Source organism: Streptomyces sp. NPDC058812 (assembly GCF_042744565.1).
GTDB classification, from domain to species: Bacteria; Actinomycetota; Actinomycetes; order Streptomycetales; family Streptomycetaceae; genus Streptomyces; species Streptomyces thinghirensis.
The window spans coordinates 307,975-327,066 of record NZ_JBHYOB010000004.1 but is presented as its reverse complement, the minus strand read 5'-3'; the positions used below and the strand labels follow the sequence as shown (position 1 = coordinate 327,066).

General features: G+C 71.4%; 20 protein-coding genes. 10 read left to right on the top strand and 10 right to left on the bottom strand.

Annotated elements, in window-relative coordinates; all coding sequences use genetic code 11:
- The first annotated feature begins 2 nt into the window (after positions 1 to 2).
- On the top strand, positions 3 to 596 hold the full coding sequence (locus ACFW48_RS11050; RefSeq protein WP_386312729.1) for a hypothetical protein: 594 nt from the start codon (positions 3 to 5) through the stop codon (positions 594 to 596).
- A gap of 40 nt (positions 597 to 636) precedes the next feature.
- Here ACFW48_RS11050 and ACFW48_RS11045 read toward each other — a convergent pair whose 3' ends face one another.
- The 5 genes from ACFW48_RS11045 to ACFW48_RS11025 form a co-directional block, all read right to left on the bottom strand.
- Positions 637 to 780 (bottom strand): hypothetical protein, encoded by a 144-nt coding sequence (locus ACFW48_RS11045; protein WP_386312727.1) that lies wholly within the window; start codon positions 778 to 780, stop codon positions 637 to 639.
- Positions 764 to 1,099 carry a hypothetical protein gene (locus ACFW48_RS11040; protein WP_386312724.1) on the bottom strand — a complete coding sequence of 112 codons (336 nt, stop codon included), beginning with the start codon at positions 1,097 to 1,099 and terminating at the stop codon, positions 764 to 766. Before ACFW48_RS11040 ends, ACFW48_RS11045 begins: the two co-directional genes overlap by 17 nt.
- Before the next feature lie 57 nt (positions 1,100 to 1,156).
- Complete coding sequence (locus tag ACFW48_RS11035) at positions 1,157 to 1,351, bottom strand: DUF397 domain-containing protein (RefSeq protein WP_386312721.1); 195 nt, start codon at positions 1,349 to 1,351, stop codon at positions 1,157 to 1,159.
- Positions 1,352 to 1,514: 163 nt separating this feature from the next.
- Complete coding sequence (locus ACFW48_RS11030) at positions 1,515 to 2,564, bottom strand: hypothetical protein (RefSeq protein ID WP_386313058.1); 1,050 nt, start codon at positions 2,562 to 2,564, stop codon at positions 1,515 to 1,517.
- Positions 2,561 to 3,220, bottom strand: a complete 660-nt coding sequence (locus tag ACFW48_RS11025) for a hypothetical protein (RefSeq protein WP_386312719.1) — start codon at positions 3,218 to 3,220, stop codon at positions 2,561 to 2,563. Before ACFW48_RS11025 ends, ACFW48_RS11030 begins: the two co-directional genes overlap by 4 nt.
- Positions 3,221 to 3,530: 310 nt before the next feature.
- Between ACFW48_RS11025 and ACFW48_RS11020 the strand changes: the two genes are divergently transcribed.
- From ACFW48_RS11020 to ACFW48_RS11005, 4 genes are all read left to right on the top strand, one after another.
- Entirely contained in the window at positions 3,531 to 6,527 is a 2,997-nt protein-coding gene (locus tag ACFW48_RS11020) for a BTAD domain-containing putative transcriptional regulator (protein WP_386312716.1), read from the top strand.
- Between the two features lie 32 nt (positions 6,528 to 6,559).
- Entirely contained in the window at positions 6,560 to 7,399 is an 840-nt protein-coding gene (locus tag ACFW48_RS11015; RefSeq protein ID WP_386312714.1) for a prepilin peptidase, read from the top strand.
- Between the two features lie 78 nt (positions 7,400 to 7,477).
- Positions 7,478 to 8,677: a cyclic dehypoxanthinyl futalosine synthase gene (mqnC, locus tag ACFW48_RS11010; RefSeq protein WP_386312711.1), complete on the top strand. Its 1,200-nt coding sequence runs from the start codon at positions 7,478 to 7,480 to the stop codon at positions 8,675 to 8,677.
- A 7-nt stretch (positions 8,678 to 8,684) separates the two neighbouring features.
- On the top strand, positions 8,685 to 9,134 hold the full coding sequence (locus ACFW48_RS11005; RefSeq protein ID WP_386312708.1) for a hypothetical protein: 450 nt from the start codon (positions 8,685 to 8,687) through the stop codon (positions 9,132 to 9,134).
- Between the two features lie 13 nt (positions 9,135 to 9,147).
- Here the strand turns inward: ACFW48_RS11005 and ACFW48_RS11000 are convergent, their stop codons facing one another.
- Positions 9,148 to 10,173: a chitinase gene (locus ACFW48_RS11000; RefSeq protein ID WP_386312705.1), complete on the bottom strand. Its 1,026-nt coding sequence runs from the start codon at positions 10,171 to 10,173 to the stop codon at positions 9,148 to 9,150.
- Positions 10,174 to 10,440: 267 nt separating this feature from the next.
- Here ACFW48_RS11000 and ACFW48_RS10995 point away from each other — a divergent pair, with 267 nt between their 5' ends.
- Genes ACFW48_RS10995 through ACFW48_RS10980 form a run of 4 tightly spaced genes read left to right on the top strand, consistent with a single transcriptional unit; the run spans position 10,441 to position 14,983 of the window.
- Positions 10,441 to 10,773, top strand: coding sequence for a hypothetical protein (locus ACFW48_RS10995; protein WP_386312702.1), 333 nt, complete (start codon positions 10,441 to 10,443; stop codon positions 10,771 to 10,773).
- Positions 10,774 to 10,792: 19 nt separating this feature from the next.
- Positions 10,793 to 13,090, top strand: a complete 2,298-nt coding sequence (locus ACFW48_RS10990; RefSeq protein ID WP_386312699.1) for a bifunctional polysaccharide deacetylase/glycosyltransferase family 2 protein — start codon at positions 10,793 to 10,795, stop codon at positions 13,088 to 13,090.
- Positions 13,090 to 14,244: an acyltransferase gene (locus tag ACFW48_RS10985; RefSeq protein WP_386312696.1), complete on the top strand. Its 1,155-nt coding sequence runs from the start codon at positions 13,090 to 13,092 to the stop codon at positions 14,242 to 14,244. The genes ACFW48_RS10990 and ACFW48_RS10985 overlap by 1 nt, the downstream gene beginning before the upstream one ends.
- A 43-nt stretch (positions 14,245 to 14,287) precedes the next feature.
- On the top strand, positions 14,288 to 14,983 hold the full coding sequence (locus ACFW48_RS10980) for a demethylmenaquinone methyltransferase (RefSeq protein WP_386312694.1): 696 nt from the start codon (positions 14,288 to 14,290) through the stop codon (positions 14,981 to 14,983).
- Here ACFW48_RS10980 and ACFW48_RS10975 read toward each other — a convergent pair.
- Both ACFW48_RS10975 and ACFW48_RS10970 read right to left on the bottom strand, forming a co-directional pair.
- Positions 14,970 to 15,314, bottom strand: coding sequence for a PASTA domain-containing protein (locus tag ACFW48_RS10975; protein WP_386312691.1), 345 nt, complete (start codon positions 15,312 to 15,314; stop codon positions 14,970 to 14,972). The genes ACFW48_RS10980 and ACFW48_RS10975 overlap by 14 nt on opposite strands.
- 97 nt (positions 15,315 to 15,411) lie before the next feature.
- Entirely contained in the window at positions 15,412 to 15,924 is a 513-nt protein-coding gene (locus ACFW48_RS10970; protein WP_386312688.1) for a GNAT family N-acetyltransferase, read from the bottom strand.
- A gap of 47 nt (positions 15,925 to 15,971) precedes the next feature.
- Between ACFW48_RS10970 and ACFW48_RS10965 the strand changes: the two genes are divergently transcribed.
- Complete coding sequence (locus ACFW48_RS10965; RefSeq protein ID WP_386312685.1) at positions 15,972 to 17,306, top strand: geranylgeranyl reductase family protein; 1,335 nt, start codon at positions 15,972 to 15,974, stop codon at positions 17,304 to 17,306.
- An 18-nt stretch (positions 17,307 to 17,324) separates the two neighbouring features.
- On the opposite strand, the gene def is transcribed toward ACFW48_RS10965, so the two are convergent.
- Both def and ACFW48_RS10955 read right to left on the bottom strand, forming a co-directional pair.
- The gene (gene def, locus ACFW48_RS10960; protein ID WP_386312682.1) at positions 17,325 to 17,987 is read right to left on the bottom strand and encodes a peptide deformylase; all 663 of its coding nucleotides are present in this window, start codon (positions 17,985 to 17,987) and stop codon (positions 17,325 to 17,327) included.
- Between the two features lie 206 nt (positions 17,988 to 18,193).
- The gene (locus ACFW48_RS10955; RefSeq protein ID WP_386312679.1) at positions 18,194 to 19,039 is read right to left on the bottom strand and encodes a C40 family peptidase; all 846 of its coding nucleotides are present in this window, start codon (positions 19,037 to 19,039) and stop codon (positions 18,194 to 18,196) included.
- Positions 19,040 to 19,092: the final 53 nt, after the last annotated feature.

Below are 19,092 nucleotides of genomic sequence, written 5' to 3'. Positions count from 1 at the left end.
ACATGACCACCGACGACCTGTCGAACCTCGGCCTGGAATGCTCGGAGGACTGGGTGCCGTTCCCCGTCGCCGGCACGCTGGACCTGGACTACTGGGCGAAACACCAGGCGGGGGGCCTCGTCGAACGGTACGAGCGTGACGGGGAGAAGGGGAACACCCGTCTCCTGGCCCGCGACCTCAAGCGCGCCGCGGCCGACAGCCGTACGCGTGAGCCCCTCGGTGCCTTCGGCTGGTACATCAGCGGTCATCACACCGTCGCGGCCGTCCTCGAACTCGACGCGATCCATCCGGACGGCACCTTTCCCGAGGTCACCCTCCCGCTCCTCACCGAGCACATGTCGGCGCGCGACTTCGGTGAACCGGACGTCCGAGAGGTCCGGCTGCCGCTGGGCGACGCGGTCCGCATCCGGCAGAACCTGATCGAGGAGAAGAAACGCCTCCTCGGCCCGCGCCCCGTTGTCCGCACCCTCTTCTACGGCGTCCGCCCACCGGCGACGGACGCCGCCGTCACCCTGCTGGTCTCCTGGACGGAGCCGGTGCTGGACGAGCCGCTGGAAGACATCGTGGACGGCATCGCGCAGACGCTGTCCCTGTGAGGCCCGCGCGGCGCTTCCACCGGCATGCCCACCCCGCCCTTCAGCCGTCCCGCCGCACCCTGCCGTATCGCTCCTCGGCGAGGCCGGCCTCCGCTCCCAGCAGGCCGAGGGCCTTGCGGCGCCGGTAGCCGGAGAACGCGCCGGTCACCGCGCCGGTCGCGATCGCGTCACGTGCCGCCGCCACCCTTGCCGCCCCGCTTGTCCTCCGTCTTCACGGCCTTGTTGACCTGCTTGGTGAGCTCGTCGTCGAGCTTCTTGAACTCCCGGACGACGGCGTCCGACATGTCGCCGAGCGCGTCGAGCTGCTGGGTGATGTCCTCGCGGCCGTCCTCCCAGTTGGACTCGAAGTCGTCGAGGGCGTCGTTGACGCTGCCGTCGCCGATGTCGTCCTTGTACGACTCGAAGAGCTTCTTGGTGTGGTTCAGCCGCGTCTTCAGCGACCGCAGCCGGCGCCCGTAGTCCTCCAGCTCGGTCAACGGCAGTGCGAGGTCGCTCTTGCCCATGGCTCGGGAGTTCCTCTCTTCCGGGATGCCGGAGTCGTGCGCGTCCTTCGACCCCTGTCAGGTCGCGCTCGTCGTCTTGTGGCTCTGAATCAGGGCGGTGAAGGACCCGGCCGGGACGGTCACCATGCCCTTGGACGGGTCCTTCGAGTCGCGAATCGCGACGCGGGTTCGCAGAGGCGCGACCTCCACGCAGGTGTTGCCGTCGCCTCCCCCCGAGTAGGAGGACTTCTGCCAGTGGTTGGGTCCGGTCACGCCTCTTGCCTCACAGTTCCTTCGCCGCTTTCTCCACCTTACGGAAGAGCGTTCTGAAGCGCTCCAGTCGGGATTCGGCGTCCAGGAATGCCGTGCCGCTGGGGGAGTCGCGGAGCAGGGAGGGGCTCGTGCCCAGGGGCGGTGGAGCGGGCCGAGGATCTGTTCAGCGGTTGATGGACTGGATCTCCTGGACTGCCATGTCCTGCGTCGTCTCGAAGGTGCCGTCGGGCAGGTCGCCCGCGGCTCCGCCGTTGCCCACCCAGGAGATCTCCCAGGTGACCGATGCCTTCAGCTGGTACGGCTCCCCGTTCGACGCGCGGAGGTAGCGGATGCCGCAGGGCGGGGTCTCGTCGGCCTTGCCCTTCGTGTACGGCGTGCCGATGGAGCCGTCGGCGTCGATCTCGCAGTCGCCGGAGGCGGGGAAGGTCTCCGCGTCGTCCGTGCCGGGTTCCAGGTGGAGGGCGACGGGCTTCGCGGTCGTCTCGGCCCACAGGCCCGTGTTGGGCAGCTCGGCGCGGACCTTGACCTCCTTGAAGGTGCCCTTGTCCAGCCAGACCCAGGTGGGGAGGTTGACGGTGGACTTGGCCGCCGGTTTCGCCTCGATCTCGGTCGAGGGGACCTCGACCTTGTCGTAGGCGTACTCGGCGAGGATCTCCGGGGTCGGAGCATTCGGCACGTCGGGGATCTCGCCGGCGTCCTGCCAGAACATGAGCCTGTTGCAGAGGGACGTATCGTCGAGAGCTGAGAGGCTCGGGGCGACTCCGCGCCAGAAGAACCCCTTCTCCCCGAGGTTGTAGTCCTTGTAGCCCTTCACGGACGACGGGGTGCCGAAGTAGTTGGTGGCGGCCTTGCCGTCCTTGAAGTGGTCGGTCCACAGCTCGGATCCGTACCACCCCTGACGGAGGCTGACGTCACCGCCACCGTCGTTCTCCGCGAAGTCCTTCAGCTGTTCGGGTGTGAACACCGGCTCGTACCAGCAGGGCGGCGGCTCCCAGTTGACGTCGGTCGACGCCAGGTTGCCCCGCTGCCCGCCGCCAGGGCCACTTTCCTGCGTGATCTTGATGCTCGTGTGCTGGGCCGAAGCGGACAGTTCACTGCCCTCGGCTTCGCCTCTCGTGCCGGAGCCGCCGAAGGCGTGGGCAGGAGCGGAGCAGCAGAGTGCGGTGACCAGTGACGCCGTGATCGCGGTCAGTCCCCTGTGGTGAGCCCTCACTTCGCGCACTTGCCCCGCTCCGAGCGGACGGAGGTGTTCTGCCACACCCCCTGGCTACTCTTCCTGAGTGTGACCAGGTAGTACACCTCGGGGTCCATGTCCGCGGGGTTCCCTTCGACCTTGCCGGTCTTCCGGTGCTTGGTGAACGCCTCGCTTTCGTTCGTGCAGTAACCGAGAGACGCCGTCGTGCCGCCGTCGAGCACGGTGACCTTGGGGTCGAAGACCGGGAGCTTGCCGATGACCGTCACGTTCTTGTCCGTGTACGACTTGATCCACTCCTTGCTCTGCGAGCGACCGGAATCGGTGTCGTAGAAGGCGACGGCTTCGCTGTCGGGATCGTTGGCGATGATCGCGGCGTACCCCGCCCGGAGCTCTTCCTTGGCGTCGTTGAGCACGGCCTGTTGCTGAGCGTCGCTGCTCGTCCAGTCTTCGAAGGTCAGTTGGAAGCTGCTGGGGAGCTTGATCACCGGTCGCTCGACGCCGGGCGGCGTTGATGAGGATGCCGTAGCCGACGGCGCGGAGCTGCCCGCCCCCGTCTCCGCCCCCTTGATGTCGTCCGACGACGAGTCGTCGCCGCCTCCGCCGCAGGCGGTCAGCAGCAGGGCCGCTGTCGCGGTGAAGGCGGCGGCGGTGATCGTGAGGGCGCTGCGGGCCACGGTTGGTTCCCCCCGGGGTACGGCGTGTGCGACAGGGAACGAAGCTATCAGGGCGAGGTGCAGGGGCCCTGGGCGGTTTCCGGGGATTGTGTGGGGGACGTGAAGGGGCGGTCGACGTCCTGGGGCAAAGGTCGTAAAGGGGGCGGGGGTTGCGGGGGTGTCTCGCGGTGGGCCTTCGACGGTGTCGGTGTGAGTCCATAAGATCTCTGTAGGCTCAGCACACCCCTCATACCGGACGCTCCGGCCGCCCATCACATACGTCCACATACACCCACACACGACACACGACACACGACCCGGGAAACCCGCCATGCCTCGACGCCGCACCACCAGCTCGTCAAGCTCGACGGGCTCGACGGGAAGTTCGCCGGCTCCGAGGAACCGGACGCCCCAACCGGTCCGGGTGCGGCGGCGGTCGTTCGGGGACTTCGTCAAGGCGTTCCTCGCCTTCGTGGTGCTGCTCGGGCTGGTCGTCGGGGTGCCCCTCGCACTGGCCATGACTGCCGGGTGGCCGTTGCCCAACGGAGCCCCCGGCCTCGACTGGCTGCAGCGTGAGATCACCGTCAACACCTTCCTGCACATCCTGACCGTCGTCGTCTGGTTCGCGTGGGCGCAGTTCACCGCCTGCGTGCTCGTCGAGGTCAAGGCCGCGCTGTCCGGTGTCGGGGTGCCGGGACGGGTGCCGGGGTCCGGGCCCAGTCAGCTGCTCGCCCGGCAGCTCGTCGCCGCCCTGCTGCTCGTCGGTGCGACCGCGGCGAGCCTCACGCCGGGGCTGTCGCAGCTCGGGCAGAGCCTGGAGGGGAACCAGAAGCCCTCCGTGGCGGCGGCGCAGCAGACGCCGGGGATCTTCGCCCAGCAGCAGGAGCAGGCCGCCAGTACGGCGAACGCCCTCGCCGAGCAGGCCGGGCAGGCAGCGGCCCGTGCCGACAGCGGCTCCGCCGCGCACGGCGACACGAAGTACTACCGGATCCAGCCGCCCGAGGGACGCCACCACGACTCCCTCTGGGAGATCGCCGACCGGCACCTCGGCGACGGACGCCGGTACAAGGAGATCTTCGAGCTCAACAAGGACCGCGTGCAGCCGGACGGGTCCAAGCTGTCCGAGGCGTCCCTCATCCGGCCCGGGTGGATCATGGAGATGCCCGGTGACGCCCGCGGCGGCGAGCTCGTCGAGTTGCCCGACGAGGCGCCGAACGTCTCCGAACAGGTGCAGCAGCAAATCAGCGACTACGCCCAGACCGGCGACCACGCGCAGGGAGGCGGCGGGTCCGGGGCCCAGGGGGACGGCGACGCCCAGGTCTCCCTCCCCGAGCAGCGGCCCGCGCCCGGCCCCGCCACCCCCGTGACGCCCGCGACCCCGGCCCCCGCACCCGACGCCGGTCAGGAGCACGCCACCCCCGCCGCACGGTCCGAGCACTCCTTCGGGCTCCCCGAGGCACTCCTCGCCGCGCCCCTCCTCGCCGCCGGTCTCCTCGGCGCCCTCGGCCGCCGGCGCCGGCAGGCACTGTGGCAGTCGGCGCTCGGCAGTGTCGGCGGACGGCGCGGCATGGAGCCGCCCACGCCGACCGGCGACGCCCAGGACGCCCAGGACGCGCTCCTCGTCGGCGCCGACCCCGAAGGCGTTCGCCTGCTCGACCGGTCGCTGCGCGGGCTGGCCGCCGCCCTCGCCGCCGAGTCGCGGCCGTTGCCCGTCGTGTACGCGGCCTGGATGAGCAGCAACGGCGACCTGCACCTCCAGCTCGCCCAGCCGGCCGGCAAGCCGCCGACGCCCTGGCAGCTCGGGCAGGACCAGACCTTCTGGATGCTGGCCCGCGCCGACGCCGAGGGGTACGAGGACGCCGACACGGCCGCGCCCTACCCGGGTCTCGTCAGCCTCGGCACCATGGACGACTCCCGGCTGCTGCTCAACCTGGAGGCCGTGCCCGGCCTCGTCTCGCTCAGCGGTACGGAGGCCGACCGGGCCGCCGTGTTCGCGTCGGTCGCCGCCGAACTGGCCACCAACGGCTGGTCGGACCGTATGACCATCACGCTCGTCGGGTTCGGGGACGACCTCACGCCCCTCGCGCCCAACCGGATCCGCCACCTCGACGGTTTCGAGGACCTCTTCGAGACCATGTCCGCCGAGACCCGGCAGCGGCGCGGCGCGTTGGGGGCCGCAGGCCACGACTCCGTCCTCACCGGCCGTACCGGGCCCGCCCAGCACACGCGTTGGGCGCCGCACCTCGTCCTGCTCGCGGCCCAGCCGTCCGACGAGGACGCCCTGCGGCTCGCGGAACTCGCGGCCGACGCCAGTCGCCTCGGCATCGGCTACCTCGTCGGCACCGAGGGCACCGATCTGCCCGGCGCCGCCTGGGAGATGGAGATCACCGGCGAGGGCCGGCTGCTCGCGCCGCTCCTCGGGCTGGAGCTGGAGGCCCAGTTGCTGCCGGCCGCGCAGCAGCGGGCCGTCGTCGAGCTGTTCACCGAGGCCGACCCCGAGCGCGGGTCGGGCGGACCGGCCAACACCCCGCCGTTCCTCGTCGACATCAGCGAGCAGGGGCGGCCCGCGGTCTACGCCCGCCTCGTCGGGTCGTACGAGATCATCGGCCTGGACGCGCCCGACGGCGACCGGAGTGCCCAGCTCCACGAGGCGCTCGCGCTGCTCCTGCTGCACCGCGAGGGCGTCCACCCGCGCGTGCTGGCCTCGGCGCTGTGGCCGCGCGGTGTGACGGCGGACGTGCGCGACGCGCTGCTCGAGCGGCTGCGGGCCTGGCTCGGTACCGACCCCGACGGCAGCGCACGACTGCGTACCGACGCCGGCGGACGGCTCACCCTCGCCAAGTCCGTCGTCTCCGACCTGGACGTACTGCGTTCCCTCTACTACGAGGCCACGCAGGGCCGGGGCGTCGGCAGCCGCCAGGTGCGCGGGCGGCTGCTCACCGACGCGCTGGTGCTGGTGCGGGGGCCGCTGCTCGCCGACCGGCCCGAGGGCCGCTACCGCTGGCTCACCCACGAGATCATCGACGCCCAGCTCCCGTTGCTCGTCGCGGACACCGGCCTCGCACTCTCCGAGTTCCACCTGGAGAAGAACCGCGCGGAGAAGGCCATCGAGGCGCTGAACGCGGCGCTGCGCACGGCCCCCGCCGACGAGCGCCTGTGGCACGAACTGCTGCGCGCCACGCACACCACCGGCGACACCGGCCGGCTCCACACGCTCGCCGCCGACCTCATCGGCCGCAGCGGTGCGCGCGGCCTGCCGCCGCGCACCGAGGCACTGCTCGACGAGCTGCTGCCGACCTGGCGCGACGGCGTCGCCGCCGCCGGGTGAACATCGGTCTCCGGGTGAATACCGGTCTCGGTATGGACATCGGTCACGGTGTGGACGTCGGTCTCGGTACGGACATCGGTCACGATGCGGACGTCGGTCTCGGTGCGGAGGTCGGTCTCGGTACGGACATCGATCTTCTGTTCGTTCTGATCGTCCTGGTCGCCGCGCTCTGGGGCGCGGCGACCGGCACGCTGCTGCCCCGCGCGGCCTACCGGTTCTCCGCCCCCTCGGGGGAGGCGTGGCGCGGACGGTGCCCGGAGGGCGCGCATCCCGTCCGGGGCTGGCTCGGGCGGGCTCGGTGCGGGCAGTGCGAGGCCGGGGCCGCCTGCTACGGCCCTCGCACCGCCGCCCTCGCCACCGTCACCGCCCTCGTCTGCGCCGCCCTCGCCGCCGCCACCGGGACCCGCCCCGAGTTGGCGGTCTGGCTGCTGCTCGCCCCGGCCGGTGTGCTCCTCGCGGCCGTCGACCTCCGGGTACGGCGGCTGCCCGACCCCCTCACCCTGCCCCTCGCCGGCGCCGCACTCGTCCTCCTCGGCCTCACCGCCCTCGTGCCCGGACACGCCGGGGAGTGGACCACCGCCCTGCTGGGCGCCCTCGCCCTCGGCGCCGGTTATCTCGTGCTGTTCCTCATCAACCCGGCCGGCATGGGCTTCGGCGACGTGAAACTGGCCCTCACAGCCGGTGCGGTCCTCGGCTGGTACGGCTGGCCGACGGTGATGCTCGGCACCTTCGCCGGGTTCCTGCTCGGCGCGCTCTACGGCGGCGCCCTCGTCGTCGCCCGGCGGGCCGGGCGCAAGACGGCCATCCCGTTCGGGCCGTTCCTCATCGCGGGTGCCTTCCTCGGCGTCCTCGCGGGCGCCTACGCGGCCTGAGCGCCGACCCGTGAAGGGCCTGGCGTACGCTGGCCTGGTCCGTCCACAACCCTTACGAACTCTGCGAAAGGGACGCCGGTGACCGAGAAGGCCGACCTTCAGCCCATCCTCGACCGCGCCGCCGCCGGTGGGCGGATCACCCCCGAGGAGGCGCTCGTCCTCTACCGCGACGCCCCGCTGCACGCACTGGGCGCCGCAGCCGACGCCGTGCGCAGGCGCAGGTACGCCGGTACCGAGCACATCGCGACGTACATCATCGAGCGCAACATCAACTACACGAACGTGTGCGTCACGGCGTGCAAGTTCTGCGCCTTCTACGCGGCCCCCAAGGACACCAAGAAGGGCTGGAGCCGCGACCTCGACGACATCCTGCGCCGTTGCGCGGAGACCGTCGAGCTGGGCGGCACGCAGATCATGTTCCAGGGCGGCCACCACCCGGACTACGGCGTCGAGTACTACGAGAAGCACTTCGCCGCCATCAAGAAGGAGTTCCCGCAGCTCGTCATCCACAGCCTGGGGGCGAGCGAGGTCGAGCACATGGCGCGGATCTCGAAGGTGTCGGTCGAGGAGGCGATCCAGCGCATCCACGCCGCCGGGCTCGACTCCTTCGCCGGAGCCGGTGCCGAGCTGCTGCCCGAGCGGCCGCGCAAGGCCATCGCGCCGCTGAAGGAGTCCGGCGAGCGCTGGCTGGAGATCATGGAGATCGCGCACCGGCTGGGTGTCGAGTCGACCTCCACCATGCTCATGGGCACCGGCGAGACCAACGCCGAGCGCATCGAGCACCTGCGCATGATCCGGGACGTGCAGGACCGCACCGGCGGCTTCCGCGCCTTCATCCCGTACACCTACCAGCCCGAGAACAACCACCTGAAGGGCCGCACGCAGGCCACGCTCTTCGAGTACCTGCGGATGATCGCCATCGCCCGGCTGTTCATGGACAACGTCGCCCACATCCAGGGCTCCTGGCTCACGACGGGCAAGGAGGTCGGCCAGCTCTCCCTGCACTACGGCGCCGACGACCTCGGCTCGATCATGCTGGAGGAGAACGTCGTGTCGTCGGCCGGTGCCAAGCACCGCTCCAACCGGCTGGAGATCATCGACCTGATCCGCAAGGCGGGACGGGTACCGGCGCAGCGTGCCACCACGTACGAGCACCTCGTCGTGCACGACGACCCGGCGAACGACCCCGTCGACGAGCGCGTCGTGTCCCACATCTCGTCCACCGCCATCGAGGGCGGCACGGCCCATCCGGAACTGAAGCTGCTCGCCTCCAACTGACGCCGCCGTGCTGACGATCCACGCCGCCGACGAGGTCCGGTACGTCTGGGACGATCCGGAACCGGTCGAGGACGGTGCCGTCGCCGTCGAGGGCGCCCGGATCGCCGCCGTGGGGCCGCTCGCCGAACTGGTGGCGCGGTTCCCGGCGGCGCGCGTGCGGCGCTGGCCGGGTGTGCTCGGGCCCGCGCGGGTCCATGAGGGCCCACTGCCGGACGCCCCCACGCCGCGCGAGCGGATCCACGCCGTGCTGAAGCTGGGCGCGGTGGCCGTCCTGGAGGAGCACGCCGGCACGCCCGGACTGCGGGCGGCGGCCGAACGCAACGACGTCGTGGTGCTCGCCCGGCCTCGTCCCACCGCCCTCGTCGACCTCGGCCGGGCGGACCTCGCCGTGCTCGACGACAGCGGCGCGTGCGTCGCCACGGTGTGCGCGGGGCGTCTGGTGCACCGCCGCCGTTGAACGCGGCCACCCGTCAGCCCCCGAACGCCTCCCCGAACGCCCCCGCCTCCTGCGTCACGCCACTGCAGTCGGTCGCCGCGTCGTCCGTGTCGGCCTCGTCCGTGCACTGCTGGTCGCGGAAGGCCGCCCACATCGACACCCAGGCGATCCCCTTCTCGTCCGCGAAGGCCCGGACCTCGGTCGCGTCCGCGAGCGTGAACGTCTCACCGGCGACGTCGTTGACACCGAGCATCGAGGTGACCGCCATGCCCCGCCAGGCGTCCGCGTCCGACGTCCCGAAGACCTCCTTGAGCTGGGTGTGGGCGGCGCCGGCCGAGGCAAGGGCGTAGTCGCCCATGTCGCCGTCGTACGACTCGCCGTAGTTCATGGTCATGAGGTTGACCGTGGAGACCTGTACGCCGTACTCGTTGGCGGACGCCAGCAGCGCCGTGGAGTCGGAGCCCAGGCCCGAGGGCATCACCGGGAGGGTGAAGGAGACCTCCAGGTCACTCCGCTCCTCCTGGAGCAGCGCGATCGCCTCCGAGCGCAGGGCGACGGAACCGGCGTCGGTCAGCTCGTCGCCCTCGATGTCGAAGTCCGCCTGCGTGGAACCGGCCGCGTCCAGCGCCTCGCCGTACGCCTCCGCCAGGTCCGACGCGCTGTCGCAGGCCGCCGCCAGCTCCTTGCCGGAGGCGCCGCCGAAGGAGACGCGGACGGTGGCGCCGGACTCCTTGAGCCGGGCGACGCGGGCGGCGACCGTGGCGTCGCCGATGTCCTGGTCGCCGTTCCAGCGGGGGGTGCAGCCGTTGCCCGAGGAGAGGACGAACGCGAGGTTGTACGTCGTCGGGGAGCCCGCCGAGTCGTGGTCGGAGGACGTGGTGGCGCTGACGTAGGGGGCGTAGGCGGTGACCCGCGCGGACGCCCCGGACGTCGCGGATGATTCGGACGGGTCCGCGGGCGCCGCGTCGGTCGTGCCGTTCCCGCCCGGCCCGGAACACCCGGCGGTGGCCAGGGCGAGCAGCAGGGCGCACCCGGCAGCCGCCTTCCGGTAAGCCCTCATGTGCGTACGCTCCCGTTCTCGTCGTCGGACGAGTGAACGTCTCACGCGTGGCTGGGCCGTTCCTGAGAAAGGTGCGCGGTCTTCCGCGGTCCCACAGGACACCGACAGGCTGCGTCACCATTCACGGGGATCTCATGACGGAGCCCCAGTTCGCGACAGGGAAAGCCCTCTAACGTCCGGGGAATGCACTCCGAGCCTGCCTTCGAATCCCGCGCCGCAGCGCGTGGTCGCCGTCGCAAACGCGGTAACGGGTCCGTCGAAGGGCCCGTGTTCGTCGACAACTCCGGGCGCCGGGCCAGGCTGCTGCGCCGGCTGGGTCTCCTGGTCGGGGCGGTCTGCGTCGGCTACGCGGCCGTCCTGGGCCTGGCCTTCATGGGGATCGGGACCTCGGTCGGCCCGGCCTCGCTGCTGCCCTTCGGAGGCGGGCAGGACGGCCCCGGGCGGGGCGGTGGCGCGCGCCCGGAGGGCGGCCTCGTCCCCACGGGCGCTCCGCCCACCGGCGTGGGAAGCCCGTCCACCGGCGCGGGGAGCCCGTCCACCGGCGCGGGCGAGCCAAGTGGCGCCCCCACCGCTTCCTCCAGCGCCGCCACCACCGACTGACCGGAACGCCCTCACCTCCATGACCACGCCCACACCTCCCCCCTCGCCTTCATCGTCCGCACGGGGCCGACGCCGCGCCCCCTCCCGTATCGAGCGGGCCGCAGGCCGGGCCGCCGCGCTCCAGCGGCCGCGGGTCCTTCTCGCCCTGCTGCTCCTGCTCGCGCTGACCTGCGTGATGCTGCTCGACGGCTATCTGCGCGCGGAGGTCGGCGGCGACCAGCGCGTACGCACCGGCGCCAGCGCGAGCGACGTACCCGACGAGGTCCTCGACGGCGGGCCGATCCTCACCTTCCGCGGCGGACAGGCCACGACCGTCTCCGTCCCGGACAAGACGATCGCCCTGACCTTCGACGACGGCCCGAACCCCACCTGGACACCGCAGGTGCTGGAGATCCTCGAGAAGTACGACGTGCCCGGCACGTTCTTCCTGGTCGGATCGATGGTCTCGCGCTACCCGGACATCGTGGAGGACCTGGTCGAGCAGGGCAACGAGGTGGGCATCCACACCTTCACCCACGTCGACCTCTCCTACCAGAGCGACGCCCGCGTCACGCGCGAGATCGAGCAGACCCAGCTCGCCCTCGCGGGCGCGGCCGGCATCACCACCACGCTGTTCCGGGCGCCGTACTCCTCCGAGACGGACGCCATCGACAACTACAGCTGGCCCGTCTACGAGGAGCTCGGCGAGGACGGCTACACCAGCGTCTTCGTCGACACGGACAGCGACGACTGGAAGCGGCCCGGCGTCTCGGACATCGTCAAGCAGGCCACGCCGGAGGACGACGAGGGCGCCTCCGTCCTCTTCCACGACGCCGGAGGCGAGCGTTCGCAGACGATCGAGGCGCTGCCGAAGTACATCGAGAAGATGAAGGCGAAGGGCTACACCTTCACCACCATCAGCGGCGTCATGGCCGAACAGCAGCCCTCCGACGGGTCCGCGGCCCAGGACCAGGACCACGCCCAGGCCCAGACCCAGGACCAGGCCCGGGCGTCCGGCTCCGAAGGCGGCGAACTCCAGGCCGCCCACCACCGGGCCACCGGCGCGACCCTCTACGAGGGCAAGGCGCTCATCGCGGCCGTCGCGGTCGCCGAGTGGACGGTCCCCGCGCTGTCGATCGGACTCATGATCGTGGGCGTGGCCGTCATGGGCCGGTTCGGGATGATGCTGATCCTCGCCCGCCGCCACTACAGACAGCGCAACAGACGCCGCTTCAGCTGGGGCCCGCCCGTCACAGGGCCGGTGAGCGTGATCGTCCCGGCGTACAACGAGAAGGAGTGCATAGCGGGCACCCTCCGGTCACTGGCGCGCAGCACCCACCCGATCGAGATCATCGTCGTGGACGACGGCTCGACGGACGGTACCGCCGAGATCGCCGCATCCCTGGGACTGCCCAACGTCCGCGTCGTCCGGCAGGCCAACGCGGGCAAGCCCGCCGCCCTCAACAACGGTGTCCGGCACGCCCGGTACGACATCGTCGTGATGATGGACGGCGACACCGTCTTCGAGCCGGACACCGTACGGCACCTGGTGCAGCCCTTCGCCGACCCTGGCGTCGGCGCGGTCGCGGGCAACGCCAAGGTCGGCAACCGGCGCACCCTCATCGGCGCCTGGCAGCACATCGAGTACGTGATGGGCTTCAACCTCGACCGGCGCATGTACGACCTGCTGCGCTGCATGCCGACCATCCCCGGCGCGATCGGTGCGTTCCGGAGGGAGGCCGTGACGCGGGCCGGCGGCATGAGCGACGACACCCTCGCCGAGGACACCGACATCACCATCGCCCTGCACCGCGCCGGATGGCGGGTCGTCTACCAGGAGCACGCCCGGGCCTGGACGGAGGCGCCGGGCTCGCTCAAACAGCTCTGGTCCCAGCGCTACCGCTGGTCCTACGGCACCATGCAGGCGCTCTGGAAGCACCGCCGTTCCCTGACGGACAAGGGGCCCTCGGGCCGCTTCGGGCGGGTCGGCATGCCGCTGGTCGTGCTCTTCCAGGTGGTCACGCCGGTCTTCGCCCCGCTCATCGACGTGTTCACCGCCTACTCGATGATCTTCGTCGACTTCCGGGCGGCACTGCTCGCGTGGCTGGCGGTGCTGGGCGTCCAGCTCGTGTGCGCGGCCTACGCCTTCCGGCTCGACCGGGAGAAGTACCGGTACCTGCTGATGATGCCGCTCCAGCAGCTGGCGTACCGGCAGATGATGTACCTCGTCCTCATCCACTCCTGCGTCACCGCCCTCACCGGCGGCCGGCTGCGCTGGCAGAAACTGAAGCGGACGGGTGAGGTGGGGACGCCGACGGGGACCGTGGGGACCGGGTGATGGGCGCGCACAGCAAGAGGGCGGTGCGCCGCGCTCCCGACGTGAGCGCGGCACCGGCGGAAGCCCCGGCGGCGGGTGCCACGGCGGGTGCCACGGCGGGGGCCGCGGCGGGGATCGCGATCCGTGGACGGGACCGCTACTTCGACACCCTGCGCGCGCTCGCCCTCGTCCGGGTCGTCGCGTACCACGTCTTCTGCTGGCCCTGGGCCGGGCTGGTCTTCCCCTCCATGGGGGTCATGTTCGCCCTGGCCGGCACCCTGATGGCCAAGTCGCTGGGACGCCCGGCCCCGGCGGTGATCCGGGGCAGGCTGCGCCGCCTGCTCCCGCCGTTCTGGTGCTGGGGCTTCTTCGTGGTGGTCGCGATGCTGCTGCGCGGCTGGATGCCGGGGTGGCAGATCGTCTTCTGGGTCGTGCCGCTCGGCGACCCGCCGGGCAGTGCCTGGGGCGAGCAGGCCTGGGAGATCCTCTGGTACCTGCGGACGTACCTGTGGCTGGTCCTGCTCTCCCCGCTGCTGCTGCGGGTCTTCCGGCTCGCTCCCGCGCCGGTGCTGCTGCTGTCCCTCGTCCCGATCGTGGTCCTCCAGTTCGTCCGCCAGCCGCCGGACAACCGTCTCGGCGCCGGACTGCTGGACCTGGCGACGTACCTCTTCTGCTGGGTCCTGGGCTTCGCACACCGCGACGGCGTGCTGGGGCGACTGAAGCCGGGCGCGGTCGTCGCCCTGTCGTTCGCCGCGCTCTCCTACGGCGGCTGGTACGCGTTCGCGCACCGGGCCGAGTACGGCACCTACGACCTCGACGACATTCCGCTCGCCCAGGCCTTCTGGTCGGCCGGCTTCGTGACGCCGCTGATGTACGCCAAGGCCCGGTTCGGCACCGGCTTCGCGGGACTCGCACGGTCGCGGCGGCTGGACCGGCTGGTGACCGTCCTCAACGCCCGTGCGGTGACGATCTACCTCTGGCATGAGCTCGCCCTCGTCCTGGCCGTTCCGCTGATCGACCGGTTCTGGGAGGTGCCCGCCTTCGAGGCGTACCTGCCGCTGGACAGCCAGTGGTTCCTGCTGGGGGTGGGCTGGGCCCTGGTCGCGGCGTTCGTGCTGCTGTTCGGCTGGGTGGAGGACGTCGCCGCGCGGAAGAGGCCGCGCCTGCTGCCGTGAGCCCGTCCGCGCCGGAAGGGGCCCGTGCTGCAACAATGGGCCCGTGACCCGCGCTTCCCTGAACAAGCAGCCGCACGAAGTCGCCTCGATGTTCGACCACGTCGCGGAACGGTACGACCTGACGAACGCCGTGCTCTCGCTCGGCCAGGACCGGGCGTGGCGCAAGGAGGTCGCCAGAGCCGTCGACGCCCGTCCCGCGCAGAAGATCCTGGACCTCGCGGCCGGCACCGCGACCTCGTCCCTGCCCTTCGCCCGCACCGGCGCCTACGTCGTCCCCTGCGACTTCTCCCTCGGCATGCTCCAGGTCGGCAAGGAGCGGCACAGCTGGCTGCCGTTCACCGCGGGCGACGCGACGAGGCTGCCGTTCAAGGACGACGTCTTCGACGCGGTCACCATCTCCTTCGGGCTGCGCAACGTACAGGACACGGACGCCGCGCTGCGTGAGATGCACCGGGTGACGCGGCCCGGCGGCCGGGTCGTCATCTGCGAGTTCTCGCACCCGACCTGGACGCCCTTCCGGACCGTCTACACCGAGTACCTGATGCGTGCCCTGCCGCCGGTGGCCCGCGCGGTGTCGTCCAACCCCGACGCGTACGTCTACCTCGCCGAGTCCATCCGCGCCTGGCCCGACCAGCCGGCGCTCGCGGAGCGGCTGGGCAAGGCCGGCTGGTCCAAGGTGGCGTACCGGAACCTGACGGGCGGCGTGGTGGCGCTGCACCGGGGGTTCAAGGAGAGCTGAGGGCCGTGCGGCGGGGCGGCTCGCCCGGCTCGGTCAGCTCCCGCCGGAGCCCGCCCCGGGGCGGACCCGGCACCCGCGGCTCCCGGATGCCCCCGCCGCCCTCGCCCTCCCCGAAGTCGAACCACACGTACACCTGTGACTCCCGCGGCACCTGCGCGCCGGGTTGCGGGTACTGGCGTACGACGTAGTCGACGACGACGAGGTGGAGATCGGGCCGGTCCGGCGCGAGCAGGGACAGGCCCTGCGCCCCGGCCGCCTCCCGCGCGTCCACAGCCATCAGGCCGACCAGGCGCGGTACACGTACGTCGGATTTCTTGGGTACCAGGCGCACGGGCGTCACCCCCCAGCGGTACCCGGCAGAGTAGCTCCGCGGGGCACTGCCGGGAAGCGCCAAGTGGCTTACTGTGACAGTAGGTTACTTTCTGTCACTAACTTTGCAGGGGGAGCCGGTAGCAGTGCCCCTGCTGCTGCGAGACCGGGGTCGTGAAGACCTCGTCGAGCCGCATGCCCAGTCGCTCCGTGACCGCGATGGACCGGGTGTTGCGCGCGTTGACCATCGCGACCACCTCCGCCACACCCGCCGCCCGCACCCGCTCCAGGGTCTGCCGGGCCGCCGCCGTGACGTACCCCTTGCCCCAGTGCGCCCGCCCGAGGCGCCAGCCGATCTCGATGTCGCCCTTGGGGCCCCAGTCCTGCGGCCACGGCTGGGCGCCGGTGAAGCCGATGACCCGGCCGTCCTCGTCCACCATGGTCCACAGGCAGAAGCCGTGTTCGGCGTCGTGCCGGCGCTGGCGGGCGGTGAGTTCCTCGTAGACGGACAGTTCCGCGGACCTCCCGCCGTGGAACTCCATGACGTCCGGGTCGTCGAAGATCCGGTGCCAGGCGACGGCGTCCTCGTCGGTGGGGACGCGCAACCGTACAACGGGGAGAGCTCGGTTCACTGGGCAGCCCTTCAGCCGGGTGATCGGTGACGCTGAATAGACTGCCCATGTCCAGTGCCCGTCGGCACGCAGATTTTCGAACCTGGGGAGATCCCGCCGTGACCGAGCCCCTCTCCGACAACACCGCCGATGTGATCGTCGTGGGCGCGGGGCCAGCCGGCTCCACGACCGCGTACCACCTGGCCAAGGCCGGGCTCGACGTCCTCCTGCTGGAGAAGACCGCGTTTCCCCGGGAGAAGGTCTGCGGTGACGGCCTGACCCCTCGCGCGGTCAAGCAACTCGTCGCCATGGGCATCGACATCTCCGAGGAGGCCGGCTGGCTGCGCAACAAGGGCCTGCGCATCATCGGCGGCGGCTCCCGTCTCCAGCTGGACTGGCCGGATCTGGCCTCCTTCCCGGACTACGGACTCGTCCGCAAGCGCGACGACTTCGACGACCAGCTCGCCCGGCAGGCCCAGAAGGCCGGCGCGCGCCTGTACGAGCGCTGCAACGTCGGCGCCCCGGTCGTGGACGACCGCACCGGCCGCATCACCGGCGTGCACGCCAAGCTGGGGGAGGACAAGCGCGAGGTCACCTTCCACGCCCCGCTGGTCGTGGCCGCCGACGGCAACTCCACGCGGCTGTCGCTGGCGATGGGCCTGCACCGCCGCGAGGACCGTCCGATGGGCGTCGCGGTCCGCACGTACTTCACCTCGCCCCGCCACGACGACGACTACCTGGAGTCCTGGCTGGAGCTGTGGGACCGCCGCGGCGCCCAGGACCGCCTCCTGCCGGGCTACGGCTGGATCTTCGGCATGGGCGACGGCACCTCGAACGTCGGCCTGGGCGTGCTGAACACCTCCAGCTCCTTCAAGGAGATCGACTGGCGCGAGATCCTGAAGGCCTGGTGCGCCTCCATGCCGGAGGACTGGGGCTACACCCCGGGCAACATGACCGGCCCGATCCGCGGCGCCGCCCTGCCCATGGCCTTCAACCGCCAGCCGCACTACACCAAGGGCCTGCTGCTCGTCGGCGACGCCGGCGGCCTGGTGAACCCCTTCAACGGCGAGGGCATCGCCTACGCCATGGAGTCCGGCCAGATCGCCGCCGACGTCATCGTCCAGGCACACGCGCGGGCCACGCCGTCCCAGCGCGAGATCGCCCTCCAGCGCTACCCGCGCGTCCTGAAGGACACCTACGGCGGCTACTACACGCTGGGCCGCGCCTTCGTGAAGCTCATCGGCAACCCGAAGGTCATGCAGATCGCGACCCAGCGCGGCCTCACCCACCCCATCCTGATGAAGTTCACCCTCAAGATGCTCGCCAACCTGACGGACCCGACGGGCGGCGACGCGATGGACCGCATCATCAACGGACTGAGCAAGGTCGCGCCGAAGGCGTGACGGGCCTCGCGGCTCCGGTCAGCGCCGGGGCCCGGTGAGGCCGCCGGAGTCCCCATCGAGTTCGAGGGACCGGGCGTTGGCGGCCCGGCGCGCGAGGACCTCCTCGCGCCGGTCCGCCGACTGCCGCAGCGCCGCCTTCCGCTCCCGGCCGGAGAGCCGGTCCAGGTAGACGTGCCCGTTCACGTGGTCGGTCTCGTGGGCGAGGCAGCGCGCGAAGTAGCCGGTGCCCTCGACGAGCAGCGGTTCGCCGTCCCTGTCGAGGCCCCGCACGACGGCCCGGTCGGGCCGCGGTACGGCCATGACGGCCCCCGGTACCGACAGACACCCCTCACCCTCGTCGAGCAGCCGCCGCGCGGCCGGATCGAGGGGCTCCAGCACCGGGTTGACGATATGCCCGACATGTCGGATGCCGTCGTCATCCGGGCAGTCGTACACGAACAGGCGCAGATCGACGCCCACCTGATTCGCCGCCAGCCCGCAGCCGTCGGCGACGTACATCGTGCGGAACATGTCGTCGATGAGCGCGGCGAGGTCGGGCCCGAACTCGGTGACGTCCCGGCACGGTTTGTGCAGTACTTCTTCGCCGGCCTCGGTGACACGCCGCACCGACCCGCGCCGGGCCTCCGGGGCGAGAGGGGGATAGGCGGCGGTGGGCCGCCCCTGTACGAACACACTGGGCATGGCGTTCTCTCCTTCGGCTCGTGGACGGGCCGGTGGAGATCCGGCCCGCGCCGAGCATGCCAGGAGACGCCGGAGTGCCGCGAGAGCCCCCGGAAGCCGCGAGAGTCCCGGAAGCCGCCAGAGTCCCGAGAGCCCCGAAGCCTGGAGAGCCCGAAGGGCCGCAGCCCCCGAGCGGCTGCGGCCCTTCGTACGGATATGCCCGCGCTCTACAGCACGCGCACCGCGCCGCTCGGCGGGTCGTAGTCCAGCGACGCCTTGACGACGCCGGTGGACGAGTTCTGCGCGCCGACGAACATGCCGTCGCCGACGTAGACGCCGACGTGGTACGCGCTGCCCGCGCCGCCCCAGTACAGGATGTCGCCCGGCTGGAGGTTGCCCAGCCCGACCTGGGTGCCTGCGGTCGACTGGGACTGGGAGACGCGCGGCAGGTCGACGCCGACCGACTTGAAGGCCGCCTGCACCAGGCCGGAGCAGTCCCACGAGTTGGGGCCGGTGCCGCCGGAGACGTAGGCGTCGCCGACCTGGGACTGCACGAAGGAGACGACCGCGGCGGCCGAACCGGTGGCCGTGGACGTGGACGTGGACGTGCTGCTGCCGGCGCTGCTGCCCGAGCTGTCGGAGGACCCGGTGTCCGCCGAAGCGCTCAGGGTGGCGCGCTCGGCGCTGCGCGAGGCGCGCTCGGCGGCCGCCTTGCGCGCGGCCTCCTCAGCCTTCTTCTTCTCCTCCGCGGCCTTCTTCTTGGCCTCGGCGAGGTCGGCCTTGGCTTCCTTGGCGGCCTTCGCGGCGGCCGCGTCACGCTCGGCCTGCAGCTCGTAGCTCGCGGCCGCCTGCTGCGTGACGTCCGCGGACTGGGCGACCTGAGCGGCCAGGTCGGCCGTCAGGGTGGGCAGTTCAAGGGTCTGCGTCACCGGTTCGGCCGCGTGGGCCGAACCCGACGCCCCGGCCACTGCCAGGGTGCTGAGGACGCCACCGGCAACTCCGGCCCGCATCGCGATGGTCGACGCGCTGCGGCGGGGTTTCCGGTGGCTGCGTATGTGAGCGGTGTGGGACATAGGGACAACCGGTATCAGGAGCTCCTCCATACCTTCAAGAAACGTGTGCTGCG